This window comes from Streptomyces sp. NBC_00691 (assembly GCF_036226665.1).
In the GTDB taxonomy this organism is placed as follows: domain Bacteria; phylum Actinomycetota; class Actinomycetes; order Streptomycetales; family Streptomycetaceae; genus Streptomyces.
Window position 1 is genome coordinate 6,348,790 of sequence record NZ_CP109007.1, and the last position, 25,338, is coordinate 6,374,127.

The 25,338-nt window shown below is 69.1% G+C and carries 17 protein-coding genes; 12 read left to right on the forward strand and 5 right to left on the reverse strand.

Annotation, left to right across the window (positions count from 1 at the left end; genetic code table 11):
* The first annotated feature begins 20 nt into the window (after positions 1 to 20).
* The gene (locus OG392_RS28650; RefSeq protein ID WP_329284106.1) at positions 21 to 1,571 is read left to right on the forward strand and encodes an MFS transporter; all 1,551 of its coding nucleotides are present in this window, start codon (positions 21 to 23) and stop codon (positions 1,569 to 1,571) included.
* A 74-nt stretch (positions 1,572 to 1,645) separates the two neighbouring features.
* Here OG392_RS28650 and OG392_RS28655 read toward each other — a convergent pair whose 3' ends face one another.
* Both OG392_RS28655 and OG392_RS28660 read right to left on the reverse strand, forming a co-directional pair.
* A complete protein-coding gene (locus OG392_RS28655; RefSeq protein ID WP_329284107.1) occupies positions 1,646 to 3,175 on the reverse strand; it encodes a helix-turn-helix domain-containing protein in 1,530 nt (509 codons plus the stop codon).
* Positions 3,176 to 3,226: 51 nt separating this feature from the next.
* Complete coding sequence (locus OG392_RS28660; protein ID WP_329284108.1) at positions 3,227 to 3,583, reverse strand: VOC family protein; 357 nt, start codon at positions 3,581 to 3,583, stop codon at positions 3,227 to 3,229.
* A 432-nt stretch (positions 3,584 to 4,015) separates the two neighbouring features.
* On the opposite strand from OG392_RS28660, the gene acnA reads away from it, so the two are divergent.
* Positions 4,016 to 6,733 carry an aconitate hydratase AcnA gene (gene acnA / locus OG392_RS28665; protein ID WP_329284109.1) on the forward strand — a complete coding sequence of 906 codons (2,718 nt, stop codon included), beginning with the start codon at positions 4,016 to 4,018 and terminating at the stop codon, positions 6,731 to 6,733.
* A gap of 83 nt (positions 6,734 to 6,816) precedes the next feature.
* Here acnA and OG392_RS28670 read toward each other — a convergent pair whose 3' ends face one another.
* Complete coding sequence (locus OG392_RS28670) at positions 6,817 to 7,740, reverse strand: VCBS repeat-containing protein (protein ID WP_329284111.1); 924 nt, start codon at positions 7,738 to 7,740, stop codon at positions 6,817 to 6,819.
* Between the two features lie 527 nt (positions 7,741 to 8,267).
* On the opposite strand from OG392_RS28670, the gene ngcE reads away from it, so the two are divergent.
* From ngcE to OG392_RS28720, 10 genes are all read left to right on the forward strand, one after another.
* Complete coding sequence (ngcE, locus tag OG392_RS28675) at positions 8,268 to 9,713, forward strand: N-acetylglucosamine/diacetylchitobiose ABC transporter substrate-binding protein (RefSeq protein WP_329284113.1); 1,446 nt, start codon at positions 8,268 to 8,270, stop codon at positions 9,711 to 9,713.
* 100 nt (positions 9,714 to 9,813) lie between these two features.
* On the forward strand, positions 9,814 to 10,743 hold the full coding sequence (locus OG392_RS28680; RefSeq protein ID WP_329284115.1) for a carbohydrate ABC transporter permease: 930 nt from the start codon (positions 9,814 to 9,816) through the stop codon (positions 10,741 to 10,743).
* On the forward strand, positions 10,743 to 11,681 hold the full coding sequence (locus OG392_RS28685) for a carbohydrate ABC transporter permease (protein ID WP_329284117.1): 939 nt from the start codon (positions 10,743 to 10,745) through the stop codon (positions 11,679 to 11,681). Before OG392_RS28680 ends, OG392_RS28685 begins: the two co-directional genes overlap by 1 nt.
* Before the next feature lie 161 nt (positions 11,682 to 11,842).
* Entirely contained in the window at positions 11,843 to 13,054 is a 1,212-nt protein-coding gene (locus OG392_RS28690; protein ID WP_329284120.1) for an ROK family transcriptional regulator, read from the forward strand.
* A gap of 122 nt (positions 13,055 to 13,176) precedes the next feature.
* On the forward strand, positions 13,177 to 14,241 hold the full coding sequence (locus OG392_RS28695; protein ID WP_329284122.1) for a sugar ABC transporter substrate-binding protein: 1,065 nt from the start codon (positions 13,177 to 13,179) through the stop codon (positions 14,239 to 14,241).
* A 308-nt stretch (positions 14,242 to 14,549) separates the two neighbouring features.
* The gene (locus OG392_RS28700) at positions 14,550 to 15,344 is read left to right on the forward strand and encodes an ATP-binding cassette domain-containing protein (protein WP_030322939.1); all 795 of its coding nucleotides are present in this window, start codon (positions 14,550 to 14,552) and stop codon (positions 15,342 to 15,344) included.
* Positions 15,341 to 16,660, forward strand: coding sequence for a sugar ABC transporter permease (locus tag OG392_RS28705; RefSeq protein ID WP_030322940.1), 1,320 nt, complete (start codon positions 15,341 to 15,343; stop codon positions 16,658 to 16,660). The genes OG392_RS28700 and OG392_RS28705 overlap by 4 nt, the downstream gene beginning before the upstream one ends.
* 255 nt (positions 16,661 to 16,915) lie before the next feature.
* Entirely contained in the window at positions 16,916 to 18,835 is a 1,920-nt protein-coding gene (gene dxs / locus OG392_RS28710; protein WP_329284125.1) for a 1-deoxy-D-xylulose-5-phosphate synthase, read from the forward strand.
* A 120-nt stretch (positions 18,836 to 18,955) separates the two neighbouring features.
* A complete protein-coding gene (locus OG392_RS28715) occupies positions 18,956 to 20,470 on the forward strand; it encodes an amino acid permease (RefSeq protein WP_329284126.1) in 1,515 nt (504 codons plus the stop codon).
* Positions 20,471 to 20,580: 110 nt separating this feature from the next.
* Positions 20,581 to 21,651 carry a hypothetical protein gene (locus OG392_RS28720; protein ID WP_329284127.1) on the forward strand — a complete coding sequence of 357 codons (1,071 nt, stop codon included), beginning with the start codon at positions 20,581 to 20,583 and terminating at the stop codon, positions 21,649 to 21,651.
* A 248-nt stretch (positions 21,652 to 21,899) separates the two neighbouring features.
* Here the strand turns inward: OG392_RS28720 and OG392_RS28725 are convergent, their stop codons facing one another.
* Positions 21,900 to 24,038: a 3-hydroxyacyl-CoA dehydrogenase NAD-binding domain-containing protein gene (locus OG392_RS28725; protein ID WP_329284130.1), complete on the reverse strand. Its 2,139-nt coding sequence runs from the start codon at positions 24,036 to 24,038 to the stop codon at positions 21,900 to 21,902.
* Positions 24,035 to 25,249, reverse strand: coding sequence for a thiolase family protein (locus OG392_RS28730; RefSeq protein ID WP_329284131.1), 1,215 nt, complete (start codon positions 25,247 to 25,249; stop codon positions 24,035 to 24,037). Before OG392_RS28730 ends, OG392_RS28725 begins: the two co-directional genes overlap by 4 nt.
* Positions 25,250 to 25,338: the final 89 nt, after the last annotated feature.

Genomic DNA, 25,338 nt, shown 5'->3' on the forward strand with positions numbered 1-25,338 from the left:
GCGATGCGCCATGAGAAGCCATGAGTAGAACACCCGAGACTCCGACGGCGACAGCCCCCCGCAAGAGCGGCAAGGACGGCAAGGGCATCGCCCTTTTCGTGATCGCCTCGTGTCAGCTGATGGTGGTCCTCGACATCACCATCGTGAACATCGCGCTCCCCCACATCCAGACCGCGCTGGACTTCTCCACCACCAGCCTGTCGTGGGTCGTCAACGCCTACACCCTGACCTTCGGCGGTCTGCTCCTGCTGGGCGGACGCGCCGGCGACATCCTGGGCAGGCGACGCGTGTTCATCTTCGGCGTGCTGCTCTTCGGGCTGGCGTCACTGTTCTGCGGACTCGCGCAGAGCGAGTGGCAACTCCTCGCGGCCCGCGCCCTCCAGGGCGTCGGCGGCGCGATAGCCTCCCCCACCTCGCTCTCCCTCATCACCACCACGTTCGACGAAGGCCCGGAACGCAACCGGGCCTTCGGCGTCTTCGCGGGCGTCTCGGCCGGCGGCGGCGCGATCGGCCTGGTCGCGGGCGGCATGCTCGTCCAGTGGCTCGACTGGCGCTGGATCTTCTTCGTCAACGTGCCGATCGCGCTGCTCATCGCCTTCCTCACGCCGCGCCACGTCAAGGAGTCCGAGCGGCATCCCGGCCAGTTCGACCTGGCCGGCGCGCTCACCTCCACGCTCGGCATGGTGGCCCTCGTCTACGGGTTCATCCGGGCCGCCCAGGAGGGCTGGAGCGATCCGTACACGATCGGCTCGTTCGTCGCGGCGGTCGTCCTCCTGGCCACCTTCATCCTGATCGAACGGCGCTCCCGGCAACCCATCACGCCCCTGCACATGTTCGCCGACCGCAACCGCTCGGGCACCTACGTCATCATGCTCTGCCTGGCGGCGGCCATCTTCGGGATGTTCTTCTTCCTCACCCTGTTCGTCCAACAGGTACTGGGTTTCAGCCCCTTGGCGACCGGACTCGCCTTCCTGCCCGTCAGCGCGATCATCGGCGTCGGCGCCGGGCTCACGTCCAACCTGCTGCCCCGGTACGGCCCGAAGCCCTTCATGGTGACGGGTTCGGTGCTCGCCGCCGCGGGACTGTCCTGGCTGACCCTGACCGACGTCGACTCCACGTATCTCGGCAGCATCCTCGGGCCGATCCTCGTCTTCGGCCTCGGCATGGGCCTGATGTTCGTCTCCCTGACCATCATGGCGCTGTCGAACGTCGAACCCCAGGAGTCGGGCGCCGCGTCCGGTCTGCTCAACGCCATGCAGCAGGTGGGCGGTTCGCTGGGCCTGTCGATCCTGGTGACGGTCTTCGGCACGGCCAGCCGCAACGAGGCGGACACCCAGGTCCCCGCCTTCCTCGCCCAGGCGACGCCCCTGCAGAAGGCCGAGTTCGCCAGAACGGGCCAGCTCCCCGCCCCCTGGGGCGACCAGGTGCTGACCTCCGGCGTCTCCGCGGGCTTCGTCACGGCGGCGATCTTCGCCGTGGTCGGCGCGCTGGTGGCCCTCTTCGTGATCCAGGTCCGCCAGTCGGACATCGACCGCCTCAAGGGCGGGGTGGGCCCGGGCGTGGGCGTCTGATCCGGCGACCGTGAGGCCCCCTCGCTCCTCCCGAGCGAGGGGGCCTCGGGCGTGGCCGGTTTCCTCGGGCGTGCTCAGATGTCCCGGAAGATCTCGATCTGCGCGCCGATCGAGTTCAGCCGCTCCGCCAGGTCCTCGTAGCCGCGGTTGATCACGTAGACGTTCCGGAGGACCGATGTGCCCTCCGCCGCCATCATCGCGAGGAGGACGACCACCGCCGGGCGCAGGGCCGGGGGGCACATCATCTCGGCGGCGCGCCAGCGGGTCGGGCCCTCCACCAGGACGCGGTGGGGGTCGAGGAGCTGGAGGCGGCCGCCGAGGCGGTTGAGGTCCGTGAGGTAGATGGCGCGGTTGTCGTAGACCCAGTCGTGGATGAGGGTCTTGCCCTGGGCCGTGGCCGCGATGGCCGCGAAGAAGGGGACGTTGTCGATGTTCAGGCCCGGGAACGGCATCGGGTGGATCTTGTCGATCGGCGCCTCCAGCTTGGAGGGGCGGACCGTCAGGTCGACCAGGCGCGTCCGGCCGTTGTCCGCCGGGTACTCGGCAGAGCGGTCGTGGTCGAGGCCCATCTCCTCCAGGACCGCGAGCTCGATCTCCATGAACTCGATCGGGACCCGGCGGATCGTCAGCTCCGACTCGGTGACCACCGCGGCGGCGAGCAGGCTCATCGCCTCGACCGGGTCCTCGGAGGGGGAGTAGTCGACGTCCACGTCGATCTGGGGCACACCGTGCACGGTGAGGATGGTGGTGCCGATGCCGTCCACCCGTACGCCCAGGGCCTCCAGGAAGAAGCACAGGTCCTGGACCATGTAGTTCGAGGAGGCGTTGCGGATGACGGTGACGCCGTCGTGGCGGGCGGCCGCCAGGAGCGCGTTCTCGGTCACGGTGTCGCCGCGCTCGGTCAGCACGATCGGGCGGTCGGGGGAGACGGAGCGCTCGACCTGGGCGTGGTAGATGCCCTCGGTCGCGGTGATGTCGAGGCCGAAGCGGCGCAGCGCGATCATGTGCGGCTCGATCGTGCGCGTACCGAGGTCGCAGCCGCCGGCGTACGGCAGCTTGAAGCGGTCCATGCGGTGCAGCAGCGGGCCGAGGAACATGATGATCGAGCGGGTGCGGATCGCGGCGTCGGCGTCCATCGAGTCCATGTCCAGCTCGGCCGGCGGCACGATCTCCAGGTCGACGCCGTCGTTCACCCAGCGGGTGCGCACGCCGATGGAGTTGAGCACCTCCAGGAGCCGGAAGACCTCCTCGATGCGGGCGACCCGGCGCAGGACCGTGCGGCCCTTGTTGAGAAGGGAGGCGCAGAGCAGTGCGACGCAGGCGTTCTTGCTGGTCTTGACGTCGATGGCGCCCGAGAGCCGGCGGCGGCCGACGACCCTGAGGTGCATCGGGCCCGCGTAACCCAGGGACACGATCTCGCTGTCGAGGGCTTCGCCGATCCGGGCGATCATCTCAAGGCTGATGTTCTGGTTGCCGCGCTCGATCCGGTTGACGGCGCTCTGGCTCGTGGCCAGTGCGTCGGCGAGCTGCGTCTGCGTCCAGCCGCGGTGCTGGCGGGCGTCACGGATGAGCTTGCCGATGCGTACGAGGTAGTCGTCTGCCATGGCGTCACGTTATCTCAGATATGAGATGGTGCCTGTAGTTGGGGTAGGCCGTCAGAGTGACAGGCTGTGCGCGGTCGGGTGACGCGGCTCGTACAGGGGGAGTTCGGTCCCGCTCGGCAGCCGTACGGCGGCGAGCAGGCCCCAGCCCTGGTCGGTGATGGCGCGTGAGATCTCCGCGCCCCGGTCCTCCAGGTCCTTCAGCGTCGCGGCGAGGTCGTCGCACATCAGGTAGAGCTCGTGCTTCGGCTCCTCCGTCGTCGGGTGGACGGCGACCTCGGCGGGCGGCAGCGCGAAGACGAGCCAGCCGCGCCCGGCGTCCACGTGCGGGAAGCCGGCGACGTCCTTGAGGAAGGCCCGGTCGGCCTCCGCGTCCCGCGTGTAGAGGATCACGTGCGCGCCACTGAACATGTCCCGATCGTCCGCCGCCCGTACGGCCGCGGCAATTCGTCCGCGGCCGTACGGGCGGATACGGGGGATGCGGGTCTCGGTGCGCCGCGCGCGGGCCGCCACGTCCGGTGGGGTGACATGCCGCCCGTCCGCGCCGACGAGGGTCACCGCCGGGGGAGCGGGTGGGGGCGGCCGTCAGTCGGGGGTGCCGCCGGAACGTCCGGCCCCGACCGCCGGACGGCCGTCAGGATGACGGCCGTCACAGGCATGCCGGGCATGACCGAGGAGCGGGGATGCACTAGAGTTATCTCGACATCGAGATAACTGCTTACGGCGCACCGCGGCCGCCCACCCGGTAAGGGTTACCTAACTAAGCCTTACCTTAGCGGATCGGCGAGGGAGTCGTGGCGGCAGCATGGCGGTAATACGCGCACATTGATGAAGGAGACTGTCGTGTCGGCGAACAGCTTCGACGCCCGCAGCACGCTGCGCGTGGGCGACGAGTCGTACGAGATCTTCAAGCTGGACAAGGTCGAGGGCTCCGCGCGCCTCCCTTACAGCCTGAAGGTCCTCCTGGAGAACCTGCTCCGCACCGAGGACGGCGCGAACATCACCGCCGACCACATCCGGGCCCTGGGTGGATGGGACTCGCAGGCCCAGCCGAGCCAGGAGATCCAGTTCACGCCGGCCCGCGTGATCATGCAGGACTTCACCGGCGTTCCCTGCGTCGTCGACCTCGCCACCATGCGTGAGGCCGTCGCGGCCCTCGGCGGCGACCCGGCGAAGATCAACCCGCTCTCCCCGGCCGAGATGGTCATCGACCACTCCGTCATCGCCGACAAGTTCGGCACGAACTCCGCCTTCGCGGAGAACGTCGAGCTGGAGTACGGCCGCAACAAGGAGCGCTACCAGTTCCTGCGCTGGGGCCAGACCGCCTTCGACGACTTCAAGGTCGTCCCCCCGGGCACCGGCATCGTCCACCAGGTGAACATCGAGCACCTGGCCCGTACGGTCATGGTCCGCAACGGCCAGGCGTACCCCGACACCCTCGTCGGCACCGACTCCCACACCACCATGGTCAACGGCCTCGGTGTGCTCGGCTGGGGCGTCGGCGGCATCGAGGCCGAGGCCGCGATGCTCGGCCAGCCGGTCTCCATGCTCATCCCGCGCGTCGTCGGCTTCAAGCTGACCGGCGAGCTCCCGGCCGGCACCACCGCCACCGACCTGGTCCTCACGATCACCGAGATGCTGCGCAAGCACGGCGTCGTCGGCAAGTTCGTCGAGTTCTACGGTGAGGGCGTCGCCGCCACCTCGCTCGCGAACCGCGCCACCATCGGCAACATGTCGCCGGAGTTCGGTTCCACCGCCGCGGTCTTCCCGATCGACGACGAGACCCTGAACTACCTCAAGCTCACCGGCCGCTCCGCGCAGCAGGTCGCGCTCGTCGAGGCGTACGCCAAGGAGCAGGGCCTCTGGCTGGACCCGGCCGCCGAGCCCGACTTCTCCGAGAAGCTGGAGCTCGACCTCTCCACGGTCGTCCCCTCCATCGCCGGCCCGAAGCGCCCGCAGGACCGCATCGTCCTCGCGAACGCCGCCGCGCAGTTCGCCCAGGACGTCCGCAACTACGTCGACGAGGCCGACGAGGCGGGCAAGGAGTCCTTCCCGGCCTCCGACGCCCCGGCGAACCACCCGAACGGCGCCCCGTCGAAGCCGGTCCAGGTGACCGCCCCCGACGGCACGACGTACGAGATCGACCACGGCGCCGTCACCGTCGCCGCGATCACCTCCTGCACCAACACGTCGAACCCGTACGTGATGGTCGCCGCCGCGCTCGTCGCGAAGAAGGCCACCGAGAAGGGCCTGACCCGCAAGCCGTGGGTCAAGACCACCCTCGCCCCGGGCTCGAAGGTCGTCACCGACTACTTCGACAAGGCGGGTCTCACCCCGTACCTCGACAAGGTCGGCTTCAACCTCGTCGGCTACGGCTGCACCACCTGCATCGGCAACTCCGGCCCGCTGCCGGAGGAGGTCTCCAAGGCCGTCAACGAGCACGACCTGGCCGTGACCTCGGTGCTCTCGGGCAACCGCAACTTCGAGGGTCGCATCAACCCCGACGTCAAGATGAACTACCTGGCCTCCCCGCCGCTGGTCGTCGCGTACGCCATCGCGGGCTCCATGAAGGTGGACATCACCAAGGACGCCCTCGGCGTCGACCAGGACGGCAAGCCCGTCTACCTGGCCGACATCTGGCCGTCCGAGGCCGAGGTCAACGACGTCGTCGCCAACGCCATCGGCGAGGACATGTTCAACAAGTCCTACCAGGACGTCTTCGCGGGCGACGCCCAGTGGCAGGCGCTGTCGATCCCGACCGGCAACACCTTCGAGTGGGACACCGAGTCCACCTACGTGCGGAAGCCCCCGTACTTCGAGGGCATGACGATGGAGACCACCCCGGTCACCGACATCGTCGGCGCCCGCGTGCTGGCCAAGCTGGGCGACTCGGTCACCACCGACCACATCTCCCCGGCCGGTGCGATCAAGGCCGACACCCCGGCCGGCAAGTACCTCACCGAGCACGGTGTGGAGCGTCGTGACTTCAACTCCTACGGCTCGCGCCGTGGCAACCACGAGGTCATGATCCGCGGCACCTTCGCCAACATCCGCCTGCGCAACCAGATCGCGCCGGGCACCGAGGGCGGCTTCACCCGCGACTTCACCGTCGAGGGCGCGCCGGTGTCGTTCATCTACGACGCCTCGCAGAACTACCAGGCCGCCGGCACCCCGCTGGTCATCCTGGGCGGCAAGGAGTACGGCTCCGGCTCGTCCCGCGACTGGGCCGCCAAGGGCACCGCGCTCCTCGGCGTCAAGGCCGTCATCACCGAGTCGTACGAGCGCATCCACCGCTCGAACCTCATCGGCATGGGCGTCCTGCCGCTCCAGTTCCCGGCCGGCCAGTCGGCCGACTCGCTGGGCCTGACCGGCGAGGAGACCTTCTCCATCGCGGGCGTCACGGAGCTGAACGAGGGCACCACGCCGAGCACGGTCAAGGTCACCACCGACACCGGTGTCGAGTTCGACGCGGTCGTCCGCATCGACACCCCCGGTGAGGCGGACTACTACCGCAACGGCGGCATCATGCAGTACGTGCTCCGCAACCTGATCCGTGGCTGACACGATCTGATCCGGTAGTACGGAAAGGGCCCCGCTCCTCGGAAGAGGAGCGGGGCCCTTGCGTCGTGCCTCGCGGCCGTGGATCAGAACATCTCGCGGAAGCCGTTCCAGCCGGACGTACCGATCTTCACTCGGCCGGAGTACGGGGTCGTGGCGCTGCCCCGGCCCTTGTACAGCCAGAGGGCTCCGGAGGCGTCGCGGGCGACGAGGTCCGCCTTGCCGTCGAAGTCCAGGTCACCCGAGGACACGATGGCGTTGTAGGCGTTCCAGCCGCTGCCGATGCGGGTGCGGCTGGTGAACGGCGTCCGGTAGTTCCCGGTGCCCTTGTACAGCCACAGCACACCGGAACCGTCGCGAGCGACGATGTCGGGCCTGCCGTCACCGGAGACGTCGCCCTTGCCGGCGATCTGCGTGTAGGCGTTCCAGCCGCTGCCGATCCGGGTGCGCTGGCTCAGCGCGCCGTTGCCGAGGCCCAGGTAGTGCCACAGCACGCCGGAGCTGTCGCGGGCGAGCAGGTCGTCGGCCACGGCGCCGCCGGTGTTGGAGGCGGAGATGATCTCGTTGTAGATCCCCCAGCCGGCCCCGATGTTCCGGGGAGAGCCGCCGAAGGGCGTGTAGTGCAGGCTGCCGTCGCGGACGGCGTAGAGGCCGTTGGACGAGCCGTTGCCGTCCAGGTCGGCCTGCGTGAAGTGCTTGTGGTAGTTCCAGCCCGTGCCGGAGCTGTCCGCCAGGCGCTGGATGGCGCCCCCGCCGACGGGCTCGTAACGCCAGATGACGCCCGCGCTGTTGACGCCGTTGAGGTAGTTCACCGGGGCCGCGGCGGCGGCGGTGGCGGCGGTCGCCGCGAAGGCGGTCGCGTTCGACGTCCGCTCGGGAGCGGAGACGGAGGGCTGCGGCGCGTCCGCCGCGACCGCGGCGGTCGAGGTGCCGACGAGGGCGGCGGTTATCGCGGCGACCGTGACACGGGACAGGAGACCCGAGCGGTTCAGGCCAGAAGAGTGGGCCACGTATGACTCCATGAGGGAGAGGGACAAAGAAGTCCCGCCGGACACTCGAACGCACGGACGAGGTCGGCGGTCCCCCTATGATCCCCGGTCATCCTCACAGGATCCTTACTTTTCGGGGTGTCTGTGACACGACTGTTTCGATCCCGGCCGTATGCCGCCTTTGTCTGCCCATGCCCCTGTAGCGTCCAGAATCTCCCCGTCAAGGTGCCCCACTACGGGGAGGTCTGAGGGACTGTCAAGGGCATTGACGGACGAATGGTTGGACGAAACGCCGCAGATCCAGCGTGCTTATCCCGGAGGTCTCAACTCGGGAAAGATGGCCGTGAAAACCTGCTTTCGATCTTGCTCAGGCGAAGGGAAGTGGACTATACCTGTCGGCGTCCAGCCAGTCGGTTCCACGCACGACGGCCCGACGCCTGCACGACCCGGCTGCAAATGACCGCGGTGGCGGGGCCCTTCGCCTGTGGCGAGTGAGTACGGGCGACCGGTACACCGCCTGAGTCCTGAATGAAGGCGAGGACTTGAGCATGGGATCCACCTCCGCTCAGACCAATGAGGGCCTTGGCCGTCGCGATCTGATCAAGCGTTCCGCCGCGATCGGCCTGATTTCGGTGCCGACCATGGGCTTCCTCTCCGCCTGCGCGAGCAGCAGCGGCGACGGAAACGCGAAGGTCGAGAAGGGGACGAAGTCCGACAAGAACCCGCTCGGGGTGAACGAGTCGGCGCCGCTTGATTTCGTCCTCTTCGACGGCGGATTCGGACAGCAGTACGCCAAGGACGCGATCAAGGTCTACGAGACGAATTACCCCAAGGCCAAGGTCAAGTTCACGCCGACCCAGAAGATCACCACCGAGCTCCAGCCGCGCTTCAACGGCGGCAACCCGCCGGACCTCATCGACAACTCCGGCGCCGAGCAGATGGACATGGGCGTCCTCGTCGGCCAGAAGCAACTGGCCGACCTCACCGCGCTCCTGGACTCGGCCTCCGTCGACGACCCGAGCAAGAAGGTCCGCGACACCCTGCGGCCCGGCATCGTCGAGATGGGCCAGTTCGACGGCGCCCCGGTCTGGATCCTCTACTACGCGTACACCGTCTACGGCGTCTGGTACTCCCAGAAGCTGCTCGACTCGCTCGACGCCAAGTACCCCGAGACCTGGGACGAGATGCTGGCCGTCTGCGAGAAGGCCAAGAAGAAGGGCATCGCGGGCTGGACGTACGCGGGCAAGCACCCGTACTACCTGCCGTTCTCGCTCTACCCGATGATCGGCAAGGTCGGCGGCCGCGAGGTCCTGGACGCCATCGACAACCTGGAGCCGAAGGCCTGGGAGCACCCCGCGGTCAAGGCCTGTTTCGAGGCCTACTACGAGCTCGTCCAGAAGGGCTACATCCTCAAGGGCACCCCCGGCCTCGACCACATCCAGTCGCAGACCGCCTGGACCGAGGGCAAGGCGCTGTTCATCCCGAACGGCTCCTGGGTCGAGAACGAGGCGGCCAAGACCATGCCGGCCGACTTCAACCTGGCCGTCTCCGCCCCGAGCGGCATCGACGCCTCCGACAAGATGCCCTTCGGCACCATGTGGGCCTCCGGCGGCGAGCCCTTCATCGTGCCGGCGAAGGCGGCGAACCCCGAGGGCGGCATGGAGCAGCTGCGCATCATGCTCAGCGAGGCCTCGTCCAAGAACTTCACGCAGTCCGTGAAGTCCCTCTCGGCGTACAACGGCGGCACCGACGGCATCGAGCTGACGCCTGGCCTCAAGTCCGGTGTCGCGGCCCTGGAGAAGGCGGGCCAGAACGTCGTCAACCCGCGCCTCCAGGACTGGTACGTCGCGCTCCAGAAGGAGAAGATCGGTGTCGCGGGCATCGGCGAGATGATGGCCGGCCGCGCGACCCCGGCCGAGACGATCAAGAAGATCCAGAAGTTCGCCGACGAAGCGGCCAAGGACTCCTCGATCAAGCACTACAAGCACCAGTGAGCAGCGCCGGGGCCCCTTCCCGCCGACCGGGAGCGGGCCCCGGGTCCTTCGCGCGCGGCACCCGCGGCGCGCCTCCGCGGGAAGATCGGGGTCGGTAGGAATGCAGCACGGCAAGTACCGTTTCATCGTGGGGTTCCTGGCGGCACCCCTCGCGCTCTACGCGCTCTTCGTCATCTGGCCCTTCGTCCAGTCCATCTACTACTCGCTCACGGACTGGAGCGGGCTGAGTCCCGAATTCGGATTCGTCGGATTCGACAACTACAGCAGAATGCTGGACGACGAGATCTTCTGGAAATCGCTCCAGCACAGTCTGACCCTCGCGGTGGTGCTGCCGCTGGTGACCGTCGGACTCGCGCTGTTCTTCGCGTTCATGCTCAATGTCGGCGGCCGGCGCCGCCGCGGAGCGGCCATCGCCGGCGTACGCGGATCAGCCTTCTACAAGATCGTGTACTTCTTCCCGCAGGTGCTGTCGATCGCCATCGTCGCGCTGCTCTTCCAGTTCGCCTACAACCCGAATAGCGGAGCCATCAATTCCGCTCTGAAGCTGATGGGCCTCGGCAGTATTCAGCCAGACTGGCTGGGCGATCCGAAACTCGCCCTCATCTGCGTCATGGCGGTTCTCGTCTGGTCCACGGTCGGCTTCTTCGTCGTGCTCTTCTCGGCCGGCATGGCGTCCATTCCCCGGGACTTCTACGAGGCCGCGCTGCTCGACGGCGCCAACCGCTTCACCACCTTCTTCAAGATCACCCTGCCGCTGCTCTGGGACACCGTGCAGTCCGGCTGGATCTACATGGGCATCCTGGCGCTCGGCGCGGAGTCCTTCGCCGTCGTCCAGATCATGACCGTCGGCCCCAACGGCGGCGGGCCCGACTACTCCACCGTCGTCCTTCCGCTGTACGTGTACCAGAAGGCGTTCCGGGACGGTCAGGCCGCCTACGCAACGACCATCGGTGTCGCGCTCCTTCTCGTCACCCTGGCCTTCGCGGCCGTCGTGATGAAGCTGGGCCGGCGCGAGCGGCTGGAGTTCTGATGAAGACGACCGACACTGCCACCCCCGGCGTCGAGACCCCCGGCCCCTCGGGCGGCTCGGGGCCCGTGGTCACCAAGACGGTGCCGCCCGCGCCCCGCAAGGAGTCCAAGAGCGAGGGCTCGGTCCTCAACGTCTTCTCGCACGGCGTCCTGATCATCTGGGCGATCATGGTCGTCATGCCGCTGCTCTGGGCGGTCATGACCTCGTTCAAGACCGACCGGGCGATCTTCACCTCCCCGTGGTCGCTGCCGGACAGCCTCCACTTCGAGAACTGGTCGCGCGCCTGGTCCCAGGCGCACATGAGCGACTACTTCATGAACACGATCGTGGTCGTCGGCGGCTCGCTCATCGGCACTCTGCTCCTCGGCTCGATGGCGGCGTACGTGCTGGCCCGCTTCGACTTCCCCGGGAACCGCTTCATCTACTTCCTCTTCATCGGAGGAATGAGCTTCCCGATCATCCTCGCGCTCGTGCCGCTCTTCTACGTGATGCAGAACATGGCCCTGCTCAACACCCCGCACGGCCTGATCCTGGTCTACATCGCGTACTCGCTGCCCTTCACCGTCTTCTTCCTGACGGCCTTCTTCCGCACCCTGCCCACCTCGGTGGCGGAAGCGGCCTTCGTGGACGGCGCCTCGCACACCAGGACCTTCTTCCAGGTCATGCTGCCGATGGCCAAGCCGGGTCTCATCAGCGTCGGCATCTTCAACTTCCTCGGACAGTGGAACCAGTACCTGCTGCCCACGGTGCTCAACACCGAGCAGGACGAGAAGGTGCTCTCCCAGGGCCTGGTCCAGCTCGCCACGAGCCAGGGCTACAAGGGCGACTGGTCAGGCCTTTTCGCCGGTCTGGTGATGGCGATGCTCCCGGTGCTCGCCGCGTACATCATCTTCCAACGACAGGTGGTGGCCGGTCTGACCGCCGGTGCCGTGAAGTAACCCGTTCCCGCTGCCTCCAGGGCCCCCGGCGCACCCGCGCCGGGGGCCCTGCGCGTCGTGTGACACAGACCCTCCCCCACTCAAGGTCTTGACGGGGAGCAAGCCGAAAGCGTCCCCTTAGAGTTCACATGTTGGAGAAAACGGTGGGAGTGAGTGAGTCGATGGAGACTCCGGGATCGCAGACGTCTCTGCACAGGGCCAATCTCGAACGGGTCGTCCGGGCGGTGCGCATGGCCGGCTCGCTCACCCAGGCGGAGATCGCCCGCGCGACGGGACTGTCCGCCGCGACGGTCTCCAACATCGTCCGGGAGCTGAAGGACGGCGGCACCGTCGACGTCACGCCCACCTCGGCGGGCGGCCGCCGGGCCCGCAGCGTCTCGCTCTCCGGTGACGCCGGCATCGTGATCGGCGTGGACTTCGGCCACACCCACCTCCGGGTCGCCGTCGGCAACCTGGCCCACCAGGTGCTCGCCGAGGAGGCGGAGCCGCTCGACGTGGACGCCTCCGCCGCCGAGGGCTTCGACCGGGCGGAGCAGCTGGTCAAACGGCTGATCCTGGCCACCGGGATCGGCCCGGACAAGGTGATCGGGGTCGGGCTCGGCGTGCCGGGCCCCATCGACGTCTCCTCCGGGACCCTCGGGTCGACCTCGATCCTGCCGGGCTGGAGCGGGATCAACCCCGCCGACGAGCTCTCCGGCCGCCTCGGCGTCCCCGTGCACGTCGACAACGACGCCAATCTCGGCGCGCTCGGTGAACTGGTCTGGGGCAGCGGGCGGGGCGTCAAGGACCTGGCGTACATCAAGGTGGCGAGCGGCGTCGGCGCCGGCCTCGTCATCGACGGGCGGGTCTACCGGGGCCCCGGCGGCACCGCGGGCGAGATCGGGCACATCACGCTCGACGAGTCGGGGCCTGTCTGCCGCTGCGGCAACCGCGGCTGCCTGGAGACCTTCACGGCCGCCCGGTACGTGCTGCCGCTGCTCCAGCCCAGTCACGGCCCCGATCTGACCATGGAACGGGTCGTCCAGCTGGCCCGCGAGGGCGACCCGGGCTGCCGCCGGGTCATCGCCGACGTCGGGCGGCACATCGGCAGCGGCATCGCCAACCTCTGCAATCTTCTGAACCCGAGCCGGGTGGTGCTCGGCGGCGACCTCGCGGAGGCCGGGGAGCTGGTCCTGGCGCCCATCAGGGACTCCGTCTCGCGGTACGCGATCCCCAGTGCCGCCCGGCAGCTCTCGCTGGCCCAGGGGGCCCTGGGGGGCCGCGCGGAGGTGCTCGGCGCGCTGGCCCTCGTACTGAGCGAAATGGGCGATTCGACCCTGTTGGAGAGTGCCCTGCCGACGGCTGCTCCGGTCTCACGCCTTGCGTTCACTTAGATAACGAACACCACCGTTGTCATCTCGTTAAGAATTTACTTCTTGACGGCAACCTTGCGGCCGAGTTGACTTCGGGACACCTCGGCCGCAACGTCGCGGCCTCGTCAGGGAGGCAACCCCAAATGAACGCAGTGACGCGTCGCGCCGTCATAGCCACGGCCGCGGTCTCGATGGCCCTCTCGCTCGCCGCCTGTGGCCAGGCCGGCGGCGACGACAGCGGTGACAAGGGCAGCTCGACCAAGATCGGTCTGCTCCTTCCCGAGAACAAGACCTCGCGCTACGAGGCTCTCGACAAGCCCCAGTTCGAGAAGGCCGTCAAGGCCGCGTGCGGCGACTGCGAGGTCGTGTACAACAACGCGGTCTCCGACGTCGTGAAGCAGAAGCAGCAGTTCGACCAGCTGATCGCCGACGGCATCAAGGTCATCGCGCTCGACCCGGTCGACGCCACCAAGGCCGAGGGCTGGATCACCGAGGCCAAGGCCAAGGGCGTCAAGGTCGTCGCGTACGACCGTGCCGTCAAGGGCGCCGACGCCTACGTCAGCCACGACAACAACAAGGTCGGCGAGCTCCAGGGCCAGGCGCTCCTCGCCGCCCTCGGCGGCAAGGCCGCCTCCGCCAACGTCGTGATGATCAACGGCGACGAGAAGGACCCGAACGCCGGTCTCTTCAAGAAGGGCGCCCACACCGCCCTCGACGGCAAGGTCGGCAAGATCGCCTACGAGGCCTCCGGCGAGTGGGACCCGAAGATCGCCGGCGAGAAGATGTCCGCCGCGATCTCCTCGGTCGGCAAGGACAAGATCGGCGCGGTCTACTCGGCCAACGACGGCATGGCCGGCGGCGTCATCACCTCCCTCGAGAACGCCGGCATCAAGGGCATCCCGGTGGGCGGCCAGGACGCCGAGGTCGCGGGCATCCAGCGCATCATCGCCGGTTCGCAGACCTTCACCATCTACAAGTCGCCGCTGCAGCTGGCCCCCGAGGCCGCCAAGTTCGCGGTGAACCTGCTCCAAGGCAAGGAGCTCGGCGCCCAGGGCGCGACCGACGGCGTGCCGTCGACGCTGTTCCCGCCGGTCGTCGTCGACAAGACCAACATCCAGACCACGGTGATCCAGGACGGCATCTACAAGGCCGCCGACCTCTGCACCTCGGACCTGGCCGCCAAGTGCACGGAACTGGGCGTCAAGTAACCCCTGAGCCGAGCCCGCCGGGCCCCTTGAGAGCCCGGCGTCACGGATCACGACACCGGCCCGCGTACAGAGGCTGAAGCCCCGGAGACGGGGCGAGAGCCCCGCCGAGGGTGGCACCCCCGCCAAAGGGTGAGACCCCCGGCCGAACGCCCGGCGCCCGTCGACACGATCCGTCCCCCTGCCCGTCCGGCCCCCGGCCGACCCAGACCCCGCTGTCGGTCCGGGGGCCGGACGAGCTCAGCCCCCCCCTCGAACTTTGGCGCTGCACCGGCGGCGCGACATGCCGCCGCCCGCGGGCGGCGAAGGAGTTGGTTCACGTGTCCCAGACGCAGGCGCCCGTGCTGGCGTTGCGCGGGATCTTCAAGCGGTTCGGAGCGGTTCAGGTCCTCTCCGGTGTCGATCTCGAAGTCCACGCAGGAGAGGTCGTCGCGCTCGTCGGCGACAACGGAGCGGGTAAGTCCACCCTGGTCAAGACCATCGCCGGTGTGCACCCGATCGACGAGGGCGTCATCGAGTGGGAGGGCGAGCAGGTCGAGATCCAGCGCCCGCACGACTCCCAGAACCTCGGCGTCGCGACCGTCTACCAGGACCTCGCGCTCTGCGACAACCTCGACGTCGTCGCCAACCTGTTCCTCGGCCGCGAGATCAAGAAGGGCGGCGTCCTCGACGAGGTCGCCATGGAGAAGAGGGCCAAGGACCTGCTCTCCACGCTCTCGATCCGCATCCCCAGCGTCCGCATCCCCGTCGCCGCGCTCTCCGGCGGTCAGCGCCAGGTCGTCGCCATCGCGCGCGCCCTGGTCGGCGACCCCAAGATCGTGATCCTCGACGAGCCGACCGCCGCCCTCGGCGTCGAGCAGACCGCCCAGGTCCTCGACCTGGTCGAGCGGCTGCGCGAGCAGGGCCTGGGCGTCATCCTCATCAGCCACAACATGGCCGATGTGAAGGCCGTCGCCGACACCGTCGCCGTGCTCCGCCTCGGCCGCAACAACGGCACCTTCCCGGTCGCCACCACCACGCACGAAGAGATCATCGCCGCGATCACCGGTGCCACGGACAACGCCGTGACCCGCCGTCAGGCCCGCAACGCGGAGGTAGCGAAGTGAGCAACACCCCTCCCACCGCGAGCGAAGAGGCAGCGGTGCCCGAGCCCCGTACCCCCGACGAGACGACCCCGGTCAGCGAGGTCCCGGCCGCCGCCGCGATACCCGCCGTCGACCCCCGCCTCCTCGTGCGCGAGCAGGGCTTCAAGGGTTACGTCGAGGAGTTCAAGCGCAAGATCCGCTCCGGCGAGATCGGCTCGCTGCCCGTCGTCGTCGGCCTGATCGTCATCGGCATCGTCTTCCAGGCGCTCACCGGCAACTTCATCACCTCGTACAACCTCGACCAGATCACGCTGTACGCGGTCGGCCCCGGCATCATGGCCGTCGGCATCGTCTTCGTGCTGCTGCTCGGCGAGATCGACCTCGCCGTCGGCTCCGTGGCGGGTCTGGCCGGCTCGGTCTGGGGCGTCCTCGGCACCGACATGCCGGACGGCCTCGCGATCCTCCTCGGCATCCTCTCGGGCACCCTCCTCGGCGCCTTCCACGGTCTGGTCTTCGCCAAGATCGGCGTGCCCGCCTTCGTCGTCACCCTCGCCGGCTTCCTCGGCTGGGCCGGCCTCCAGACCTGGGTGATGGGGGACAAGTCCACGATCCCCACCCCCATCGGCAGCTTCGTCGCCGACCTCACCAAGTACTACTTCTCCGACGTCGCCGCCGCCTACGGCCTCGCCGTGGCCGTCGTCGCCGCGTTCTACCTCGCCCAGCTGCGCGACTCCCGCCGCCGCAAGTCCGCCGAGCTGCCGCACCGCCCGCAGAGCGAGATCATCCTGCGCACCGCCGTCCTCGCGGTCCTGGTCCTCGTCGCCGCGTACGGCTTCAACCAGGAGCAGGGCCTGCCGCTCTCCCTGGTGATCTTCCTGGTCATCCTGCTCGTCACCGACTTCGTGCTGCGCCGCACCACGTACGGCCGCCAGGTCTTCGCCGTCGGCGGTGGCATCGAGGCCGCCCGCCGCGCCGGTATCAACGTCTCGTGGATCCGGATCTCGGTGTTCATGATCTCCGGCACGATGGGCGCGATCGGCGGTCTGTTCCTCGCCTCCGCGACCGGCGGCGCCGACCGCTCCCTCGGTGGCGGCAACCAGCTGATGATGTGCATCGCCGCCGCGGTCATCGGCGGTACGTCCCTGTTCGGCGGACGCGGCAAGGTCTGGTCGGCGCTCCTCGGCATCCTGGTCATCCAGTCGATCGTCCAGGGCCTCAACCAGATGAACCTGTCCTCGAACGCGATCCAGTACATGATCACCGGAGCGGTCCTGCTCATCGCCGTGATCATCGACTCGGTCTCCCGCAAGACGCAGAAGACGGCGGGACGCGCCTAGGGACCCCGTCCCGCGCGCGTAACGCTCGCCACACCGCCCGGCGCCGTGAAACCGGCGCCGGGCACTGCTGCGTCCGGAGCAGTGCCCCGACCGGCGGGGAAGCCGTACACATCAGCGCTCAGAGCCGTACAGATCAGCGACATGTAGGCCGTGAGGGTGACGCGTCACCCCCCGGCCCGATGCCCACGATCCAAGACGGAACATTAGACTCGACAAATCGGCAAGCTCGACCAGCTCAAACGCAAGGAGGCACGGGTGGCTCTGCTGACCCGTATCAGGGGACCGCGAGATCTGGACCGGCTCTCCCCGGAACAGCTGGACCAGCTGGCCGACGAGATCAGGACGTTCCTCGTGGACGCCGTCTCCAAGACCGGCGGGCACCTCGGGCCCAACCTCGGCGTGGTCGAGCTGACCATCGCCCTGCACCGCGTGTTCGACTCCCCGAAGGACAAGGTCCTCTGGGACACCGGCCACCAGAGCTATGTCCACAAGCTGCTCACGGGCCGCCAGGACTTCTCGAAGCTCAAGATGAAGGGCGGCCTCTCCGGCTACCCCTCGCAGGCCGAGTCCGAGCACGACGTCATCGAGAACTCGCACGCCTCCACGGTCCTCGGCTGGGCCGACGGCCTCGCCAAGGCCAACGAGGTCCTCGAGAAGGACGACCACGTCGTCGCCGTCATCGGCGACGGAGCCCTCACGGGCGGCATGGCCTGGGAGGCGCTGAACAACATCGCCGCCGCCAAGGACCGCCCGCTCGTCATCGTCGTCAACGACAACGAGCGCTCCTACGCGCCCACCATCGGCGGCCTCGCCAACCACCTGGCCACCCTGCGCACCACCGACGGCTACGAGCGCTTCCTCGCCCGCGGCAAGGACATCCTGGAGCGCACCCCCGTCGTCGGGAAGCCGCTCTACGAGACCCTGCACGGCGCCAAGAAGGGCCTCAAGGACTTCATCGCCCCGCAGGGCATGTTCGAGGACCTCGGCCTCAAGTACGTCGGCCCCATCGACGGCCACGACATCGAGGCCCTGGAGTCCGCCCTGACGCGCGCCAAGCGCTTCGGCGGCCCCGTGATCGTCCACTGCCTCACCGAGAAGGGCCGCGGCTACCAGCCGGCCCTCCAGGACGAGGCCGACCGCTTCCACGCCGTCGGCAAGATCCACCCCGACACCGGCCTGCCCATCGCCTCCTCCGGCGCCGACTGGACCTCGGTCTTCGGCGAGGAGATGGTGAAGCTCGGCAAGGAGCGCGCGGACATCGTCGCCATCACGGCGGCCATGCTCCAGCCCGTCGGTCTCGACAAGTTCGCCAAGGCCTTCCCCGAGCGGGTCTTCGACGTCGGCATCGCCGAGCAGCACGCCGCGGTCTCCGCCGCCGGCCTCGCCACCGGCGGTCTGCACCCGGTCTTCGCGGTCTACGCGACCTTCCTCAACCGCGCCTTCGACCAGGTCCTGATGGACGTGGCCCTGCACAAGTGCGGCGTCACCTTCGTCCTCGACCGGGCCGGCGTCACCGGCACCGACGGCGCCTCCCACAACGGCATGTGGGACATGTCGATCCTCCAGGTCGTCCCCGGCCTGCGGCTCGCCGCCCCGCGCGACGCCGACCAGGTCCGCGCCCAGCTGCGCGAGGCCGTCGAGGTCACCGACGCCCCCACCGTGGTCCGCTTCTCCAAGGGCGCCGTCGGCCCCGCCGTCCCCGCTCTGCGGCGCGTCGGCGGCATGGACGTGCTCCGCGAGCCCGGCTCGGACCGCCCGGACGTCCTCCTGGTCTCCGTCGGGGCGCTCGCCCCGATGTGCCTGGAGATCGCCGACCTGCTCGACCGGCACGGCATCTCCACCACGGTCGTCGACCCCCGATGGGTCAAGCCCGTCGACGAGGCCCTCGCCCCGCTGGCGGAGCGGCACCGGGTCGTCGTCACCGTCGAGGACAACAGCCGCGTCGGCGGCGTCGGCTCGGCCGTCGCCCAGGCGCTCCGCGACGCCGGGGTGGACGTGCCGCTGCGTGACTTCGGCATCCCGCCGCGCTTCCTGGACCACGCCTCCCGCGGCGAGGTCATGGCCGAGATCGGTCTGACCGCTCCGGACATCGCCCGGCAGGTCACCGGTCTGGTCTCGCGTCTCGACGGCAGGTTCGAGAGCAGCGCGCAGGCCGTGGAGCCCGCCCGCGACTGACGGTCACCGTCACCCCGTGTCACCCCAGGGCCGATCGGCTCACTCTTCGGAGTGCCGATCGGCCCTTTCGCGTGCATTCTGGCCACAGGACGGCAGCTCCATGGCAGGGAGGTACGACGAGTGAGTACGGACCAGCGGCCACGCGCCAACAACGGCATCTTCCGGACCAAGACGGTCGAGCAGTCGATCCGCGACACGGAGGAGCCGGAGCACGCACTCAAGAAGTCCCTGTCCGCCTGGGACCTGATGGTGTTCGGCGTCGGCGTCATCATCGGCACCGGCATCTTCGTCCTCACGGGCAAGGTCGCCAAGGAGAACGCCGGCCCGGCGACGGCCCTCGCCTTCGTCGCCGCCGGCATCGTGTGCGCCCTCGCAGCCCTGTGCTACGCCGAGTTCGCCTCGACGGTGCCGGTGGCGGGATCGGCGTACACCTTCGCGTACGCCTCGATCGGCGAGCTGCCCGCCTGGATCATCGGCTGGGACCTCGTCCTGGAGTTCGCCCTGGGTACGGCGGTGGTCGCCGTCGGCTGGTCGGGCTACGTCCGGTCGCTCATGGACAACATCGACTGGCACCTGCCGGCCGCGCTCGAAGGGCCGGACGTGCCGGGCGGCACCTTCGACATCCTGGCCTTCCTCCTCGTCCTGGTGCTGACCGTCGTCCTCGTCCTGGGCATGAAGCTCTCCGCCCGGATCACCGCGATCGTCGTGGCGATCAAGGTGACCGTGGTGATGATCGTGATCGTCGCCGGTCTGTTCTTCATCGTCGGCGACAACTACAAGCCCTTCATCCCGCCGGCCGTGACCCCCGAGGGCGGCGGCTCCAACTGGGACTCGCCACTCGTCCAGCTGCTCTTCGGGTACGAGCCGACCAACTTCGGCGTCATGGGCATCTTCACCGCGGCCTCCGTCGTCTTCTTCGCCTTCATCGGCTTCGACGTGGTGGCCACCGCCGCCGAGGAGACCAAGCTGCCGCAGCGGGACATGCCCCGGGGCATCCTCGGTTCGCTCTTCATCTGCACCGTGCTCTACGTGGCCGTCGCGCTGGTCGTCACCGGCATGCAGCACTACACCGAGCTGTCCGTCAGCGCCCCGCTCGCCGACGCCTTCAAGGCCGCCGGGCATCCCTTCTACGCGGGCGTGATCAGCTTCGGCGCCGCCATCGGCCTCACCACGGTCTGTCTGATCCTGCTCCTCGGCCAGACCCGCGTGTTCTTCGCGATGAGCCGCGACGGCCTGCTGCCGCGCTTCTTCTCCAAGACGCACCCGCGGTTCAAGACCCCGTACCGGCCGACGATCCTGCTCGGTGTGATCATCGCCATCGTCGCCGGTTTCACCAGCATCAACGAGCTCGCGACCCTGGTGAACATCGGCACGCTCTTCGCCTTCGTCGTGGTCGCCGTCGGCGTCATGGTGCTCCGCCGCACCCGCCCCGACCTGCCCCGCGCCTTCCGCACCCCCTGGGTGCCGGTGCTGCCGATCCTCTCCATCGCCGCCTCGTTCTGGCTGATGCTCAACCTGCCCGGCGAGACCTGGTTCCGGTTCGCGGTCTGGATGGTGATCGGCTTCGTCGTGTACTTCCTGTACGGGCGCGGTCACAGCCGGCTCGGGAAGGCGGGCCAGGGCGCGGAGTACTGAGCGGGCCGCGGGACGGCGATGTCCCGGGTGCGGAAGGGACCGTTCGGCAGGGCGACTACAGTCGGCTCGTACCCGAACTCCTTCCGACGACCGGAGTGCTGGATCCCCCCATGGCTAATCGATCCCAGGCCCCCGCCGCCCCTTCCACCGCCCCCCTGCTCCAGGGTGCCTGGCTGACCCGAGGGACGGAGGGCCGGTTCAGCGCCTACCTGCCCAGGGACGGAGAGGTGGTGCGCTGGACCGAGGAGCCGGACGGGACATGGAGCGGACCCGTCTCGCTCGGCGGCGACGGCCTGACCTCCTTCCTCGCGGTCGGCCAGGGCGCCGACCGCTACGTCCACCTCGTCGGTCTGCGGCCCACGACCGGCGGCGAGGACCACGTCGAGCTGGTGCACAGCGTCCAGTTCCAGACCGGCCGCCCCGCGGTGGCCTGGCGCTCGATCGGCCACTCCAACGGCAAGGCGCCGTGGACCGGCAACCCCGCCGTCGCGGTGGACGGCCAGGGCCGTGTGTACGCCTTCATGCGCAACGGCGGCGGCGGGCTGAGCGTGCGGGCCCAGAAGGACGCCGGCGGCTGGCACCCCTGGTGGGACCTGATGGGATCGAAGACCGACCCCTCGCCGGTCGCGCTCACCAACGGCTCCGGCTTCGTCGAGCTGTTCAGCTCGCACGCCAAGGGCCTCGTCCGCTACGTACAGCGCGAGTCCGGCGCCCGGCCGATCCGTGAGGAGCTGCTCCCGGCGTCGGTGACCATGGGCACCCTGGCGGCCACGACCGGCCCCTCCGGGCACGTCACGCTCTTCTACCTCGACCAGGACGGCCAGGTCCGCGCCTGGTCGCCCGAGCGCTCCCTGGAGCCGACGGTGCTCAGCAAGGCCGTCGGTACCGGGCGGCTCTCCGCCACCCGCTGTCTCGTCGACGGCGAGGAGCACACGGTCCTCGCCCAGCGGTCGGCCGACGGCCGGCTCGCCCTCGCCTCCTACCCGAGCGAGCGGGAGACCGAAGGCATCCAGTGGTCGGAGACGGGGGAGCGGCACGCGGATCTCGCCGCCGTCCTCACCCGCGGCCCCGAAGGGCGTCTGGTCGCGATGGCCCGCGTCGGCGGGGGCGCCCCGCTCGTCACCCGCCAGAAGGCCTCGGCGGAGGGTCTGGTCCTGGAGGGCTGGCGCTCCATAGGGTGACGCCCCGACGGGCGTCCCAGGCACTCCGGCGCTGCCCGGGACCTCCGCCTGTTCGCACCTCGGCGTGCGGCCGGCTCGTGCCTCGGCGTGCGGCCCCGGGAGGCCCGCGGCCCCTTGACGCGCGGCCCCGGGAGGCCCCGCGAAGCTCTCGCTCTCCGGGCGGCCGCCCCGGCGGTACGCGAACGGCCCCGGCACCTTCTGAAGGTGCCGGGGCCGTTCACGTACGCCCTGGGGCGCGAGGCCGGGTGTTACGCCGGGACGCTCGCCACGCCCTGCGCGAGGAAGGGCTTGCCGTTGACGCGCTCGGAGACGCCCTCACGGTCCAGGTACGGCGTGATGCCGCCCAGGTGGAAGGGCCAGCCCGCGCCGGTGATCAGGCAGAGGTCGATGTCCTGCGCCTCGGCGACGACACCCTCCTCCAGCATCAGGCCGATCTCCTGCGCCACCGCGTCCAGGACGCGGTCGCGGACCTGCTCCTCGGTCAGGACGGTGTCGCCCTGGACGAGGAGGGCGGCGACCTCCGGGTCGAGCTCCGGCTTGAAGCCGTTCTCGGCCTTGTAGACGTAGAAGCCGCGCTTGCCGGCCTCGACGACGCGCTTGAGGTTCGGCGAGACGGTGAAGCGCTCCGGGAAGGAGCGGTTCAGGGTCTCGGAGACGTGCAGACCGATGGCCGGGCCCACGAGTTCCAGGAGGACCAGCGGCGACATCGGCAGGCCGAGGGGCTCGATCGCCTTCTCGGCGGTCTCGACCGACGTGCCCTCGTCGATGACGTTCTGGATCTCGCCCATGAAGCGGGTCAGGATGCGGTTCACGACGAACGCCGGGGCGTCCTTGGTGAGGACCGCGGTCTTCTTCAGCTTCTTGGCGACACCGAACGCGGTCGCCAGCGAGGCGTCGTCCGTCTGCTCGCCGCGGACGATCTCCAGGAGCGGGAGGATCGCGACCGGGTTGAAGAAGTGGAAGCCGACCACGCGCTCCGGGTGCTGGAGCTTGGAGGCCATCTCCGACACCGACAGCGAGGAGGTGTTGGTGGCGAGGATCGCGTGCGCCGGAGCGACCGCCTCGACCTCCGCGAACACCTTCTGCTTGACGGACATCTCCTCGAACACGGCCTCGATGATGAAGTCCGCGTCCGCGAAGCCCTCGGCCTTGTCCAGGACACCGGAGACCAGGCCCTTGAGGCGGTTGGCCTTGTCCTGGTTGATGCGGCCCTTGCCGAGCAGCTTCTCGATCTCGGCGTGGACGTAGCCCACACCCTTGTCGACGCGCTCCTGGTCGATGTCGGTCAGGACGACCGGCACCTCGAGGCGGCGCAGGAAGAGCAGGGCGAGCTGGGAGGCCATCAGACCGGCGCCGACGACACCGACCTTGGTGACCGGGCGGGCCAGCGACTTGTCCGGGGCACCGGCGGGGCGCTTGCCGCGCTTCTGCACCAGGTTGAAGGCGTAGATGCCGGAGCGGAGCTCGCCGCCCATGATCAGGTCCGCGAGGGCCTGGTCCTCGGCGTCGAAGCCCTTCTGCAGGTCGCCGTCCTTGGCGGCCTCGATGATGTCGAGGGCGCGGTAGGCGGCCGGCGCGGCGCCGTGGACCTTGGAGTCGGCCACGAGACGGCCCTTGGCGACGGCCTGGTCCCAGGCCTCGCCGCGGTCGATCGCGGGGCGCTCGACGGTGACGGAGCCGTTGAGGACGGACGCCGTCCAGATCAGCGACTGCTCCAGGAAGTCGGCGCCCTCGAACAGGGCGTCGGCGATGCCGAGCTCGAAGACCTGCTTGCCCTTGAGCTGACGGTTCTGGTTCAGCGAGTTCTCGATGATGACCGAGACGGCCTTCTCGGCGCCGATCAGGTTCGGCAGGATGGCGCAGCCGCCCCAGCCGGGCACCAGGCCGAGGAAGACCTCGGGCAGCGAGAAGGCCGGGAGGGCCTTCGACACGGTGCGGTAGGTGCAGTGCAGACCGACCTCGACGCCGCCGCCCATGGCCGCGCCGTTGTAGTACGCGAAGGTCGGGACGGCGAGCGCGGACAGACGCTTGAAGACGTCGTGGCCGCCCTTGCCGATGGCGAGCGCCTCGTCGTGCTTCTTGAGCAGCTCGACGCCCTTGAGGTCGGCGCCGACGGCGAAGATGAACGGCTTGCCGGTGATGCCGACGCCGGTGATCTCACCGTTCGCGGCCTCGGCCTCGACCTGGTCGATCGCCGTGTTCAGGTTGGCGAGCGACTGCGGGCCGAAGGTGGTCGGCTTGGTGTGGTCGAAGCCGTTGTCCAGCGTGATCAGGGCGAACCGGCCCGCACCCGCGGGCAGTTCGAAGTGCCGTACGTGGGCGCTCGTGACGACCTCGTCGGGGAAGAGCTCCGCGGCGCCCTTCAGAAGCTCGGCGGTGGTGCTCACTTGCCCTCCCAGTGGGGGTTTTCCCAGATGACCGTGGCGCCCATGCCGAAGCCGACGCACATCGTGTTGAGGCCGTAGCGGACCTGCGGGTTCTCCTCGAACTGGCGGGCCAGCTGCGTCATCAGACGGACGCCGGAGGAGGCGAGCGGGTGACCGTAGGCGATGGCGCCGCCGTACTGGTTGACGCGGGCGTCGTCGTCGGCGATGCCGTAGTGCTCCAGGAAGGCGAGGACCTGGACCGCGAAGGCCTCGTTGATCTCGAAGAGGTCGATGTCCTCGATGGACAGACCGGCCTTCGCGAGGGCCTTCTCGGTCGCCGGGATCGGGCCGTAGCCCATGACCTCGGGCTCGACGCCGGCGAAGGCGTACGAGACGAGGCGCATCTTCACCGGGAGGTCGTTCTCGCGGGCGAAGTCCTCGGAGGCGATGATCGAGGCGGTGGCGCCGTCGTTGAGACCGGCCGCGTTGCCCGCGGTGACGTTGCCGTGGACGCGGAACGGCGTCTTGAGGCCGGCCAGCGACTCCAGGGTGGTGCCCGGGCGCATCGGCTCGTCGGCGGTGACCAGGCCCCAGCCGGTCTCACCGGTGGAGGCGTCGGTGCGGCGGACCGAGATCGGCACCAGGTCCTGCTGGATCTTGCCGTCGGCGTACGCCTTGGCGGCCTTCTCCTGCGAGCGCACGGCGTACTCGTCGGCGCGCTGCTTGGTGATGCTCGGGTAGCGGTCGTGCAGGTTCTCGGCGGTCATGCCCATGAAGAGGGCGGACTCGTCGACCAGCTTCTCGCTGACGAAGCGCGGGTTCGGGTCGACGCCCTCACCCATGGGGTGGCGGCCCATGTGCTCGACGCCACCGGCGATGACGGCGTCGTAGGCGCCGAAGGCGATCGAACCGGCGACGCTGGTCACGGCCGTGAGCGCACCGGCGCACATGCGGTCGATGGAGTAGCCCGGCACCGACTGCGGCAGCCCGGCGAGGATGCCCGCCGTGCGGCCGAGCGTCAGACCCTGGTCACCGATCTGCGTGGTCGCGGCGATGGCGACCTCGTCGATCCGCGCGGGGTCCAGACCGGGGTTGCGGCGCAGCAGCTCCCGGATGGCCTTGACGACGAGATCGTCGGCGCGGGTCTCGTGGTAGATGCCCTTCGGGCCCGCCTTGCCGAACGGGGTGCGGACGCCGTCGACGAAGACGACGTCCCTGACGGTACGAGGCACGATGGCTCTCCTCCAGGGTGCGGGATGGCACTGCTGCGGCACACGCCTAAGCGTGCGCTTGCTTCCCCCATGCTACTTGTGGGTAACCA

Bases quoted from the DNA above. Each gene is read 5' to 3' on its own strand.
- OG392_RS28650 (WP_329284106.1), top strand. From the start codon at position 21: ATGAGTAGAACACCCGAGACTCCGACGGCGACAGCCCCCCGCAAGAGC.
- OG392_RS28655 (WP_329284107.1), bottom strand. From the start codon at position 3,175: ATGGCAGACGACTACCTCGTACGCATCGGCAAGCTCATCCGTGACGCC.
- OG392_RS28660 (WP_329284108.1), bottom strand. From the start codon at position 3,583: ATGTTCAGTGGCGCGCACGTGATCCTCTACACGCGGGACGCGGAGGCC.
- ngcE (WP_329284113.1), top strand. From the start codon at position 8,268: ATGGGATCCACCTCCGCTCAGACCAATGAGGGCCTTGGCCGTCGCGAT.
- OG392_RS28680 (WP_329284115.1), top strand. From the start codon at position 9,814: ATGCAGCACGGCAAGTACCGTTTCATCGTGGGGTTCCTGGCGGCACCC.
- OG392_RS28685 (WP_329284117.1), top strand. From the start codon at position 10,743: ATGAAGACGACCGACACTGCCACCCCCGGCGTCGAGACCCCCGGCCCC.
- OG392_RS28690 (WP_329284120.1), top strand. From the start codon at position 11,843: ATGGAGACTCCGGGATCGCAGACGTCTCTGCACAGGGCCAATCTCGAA.
- OG392_RS28695 (WP_329284122.1), top strand. From the start codon at position 13,177: ATGAACGCAGTGACGCGTCGCGCCGTCATAGCCACGGCCGCGGTCTCG.
- OG392_RS28720 (WP_329284127.1), top strand. From the start codon at position 20,581: ATGGCTAATCGATCCCAGGCCCCCGCCGCCCCTTCCACCGCCCCCCTG.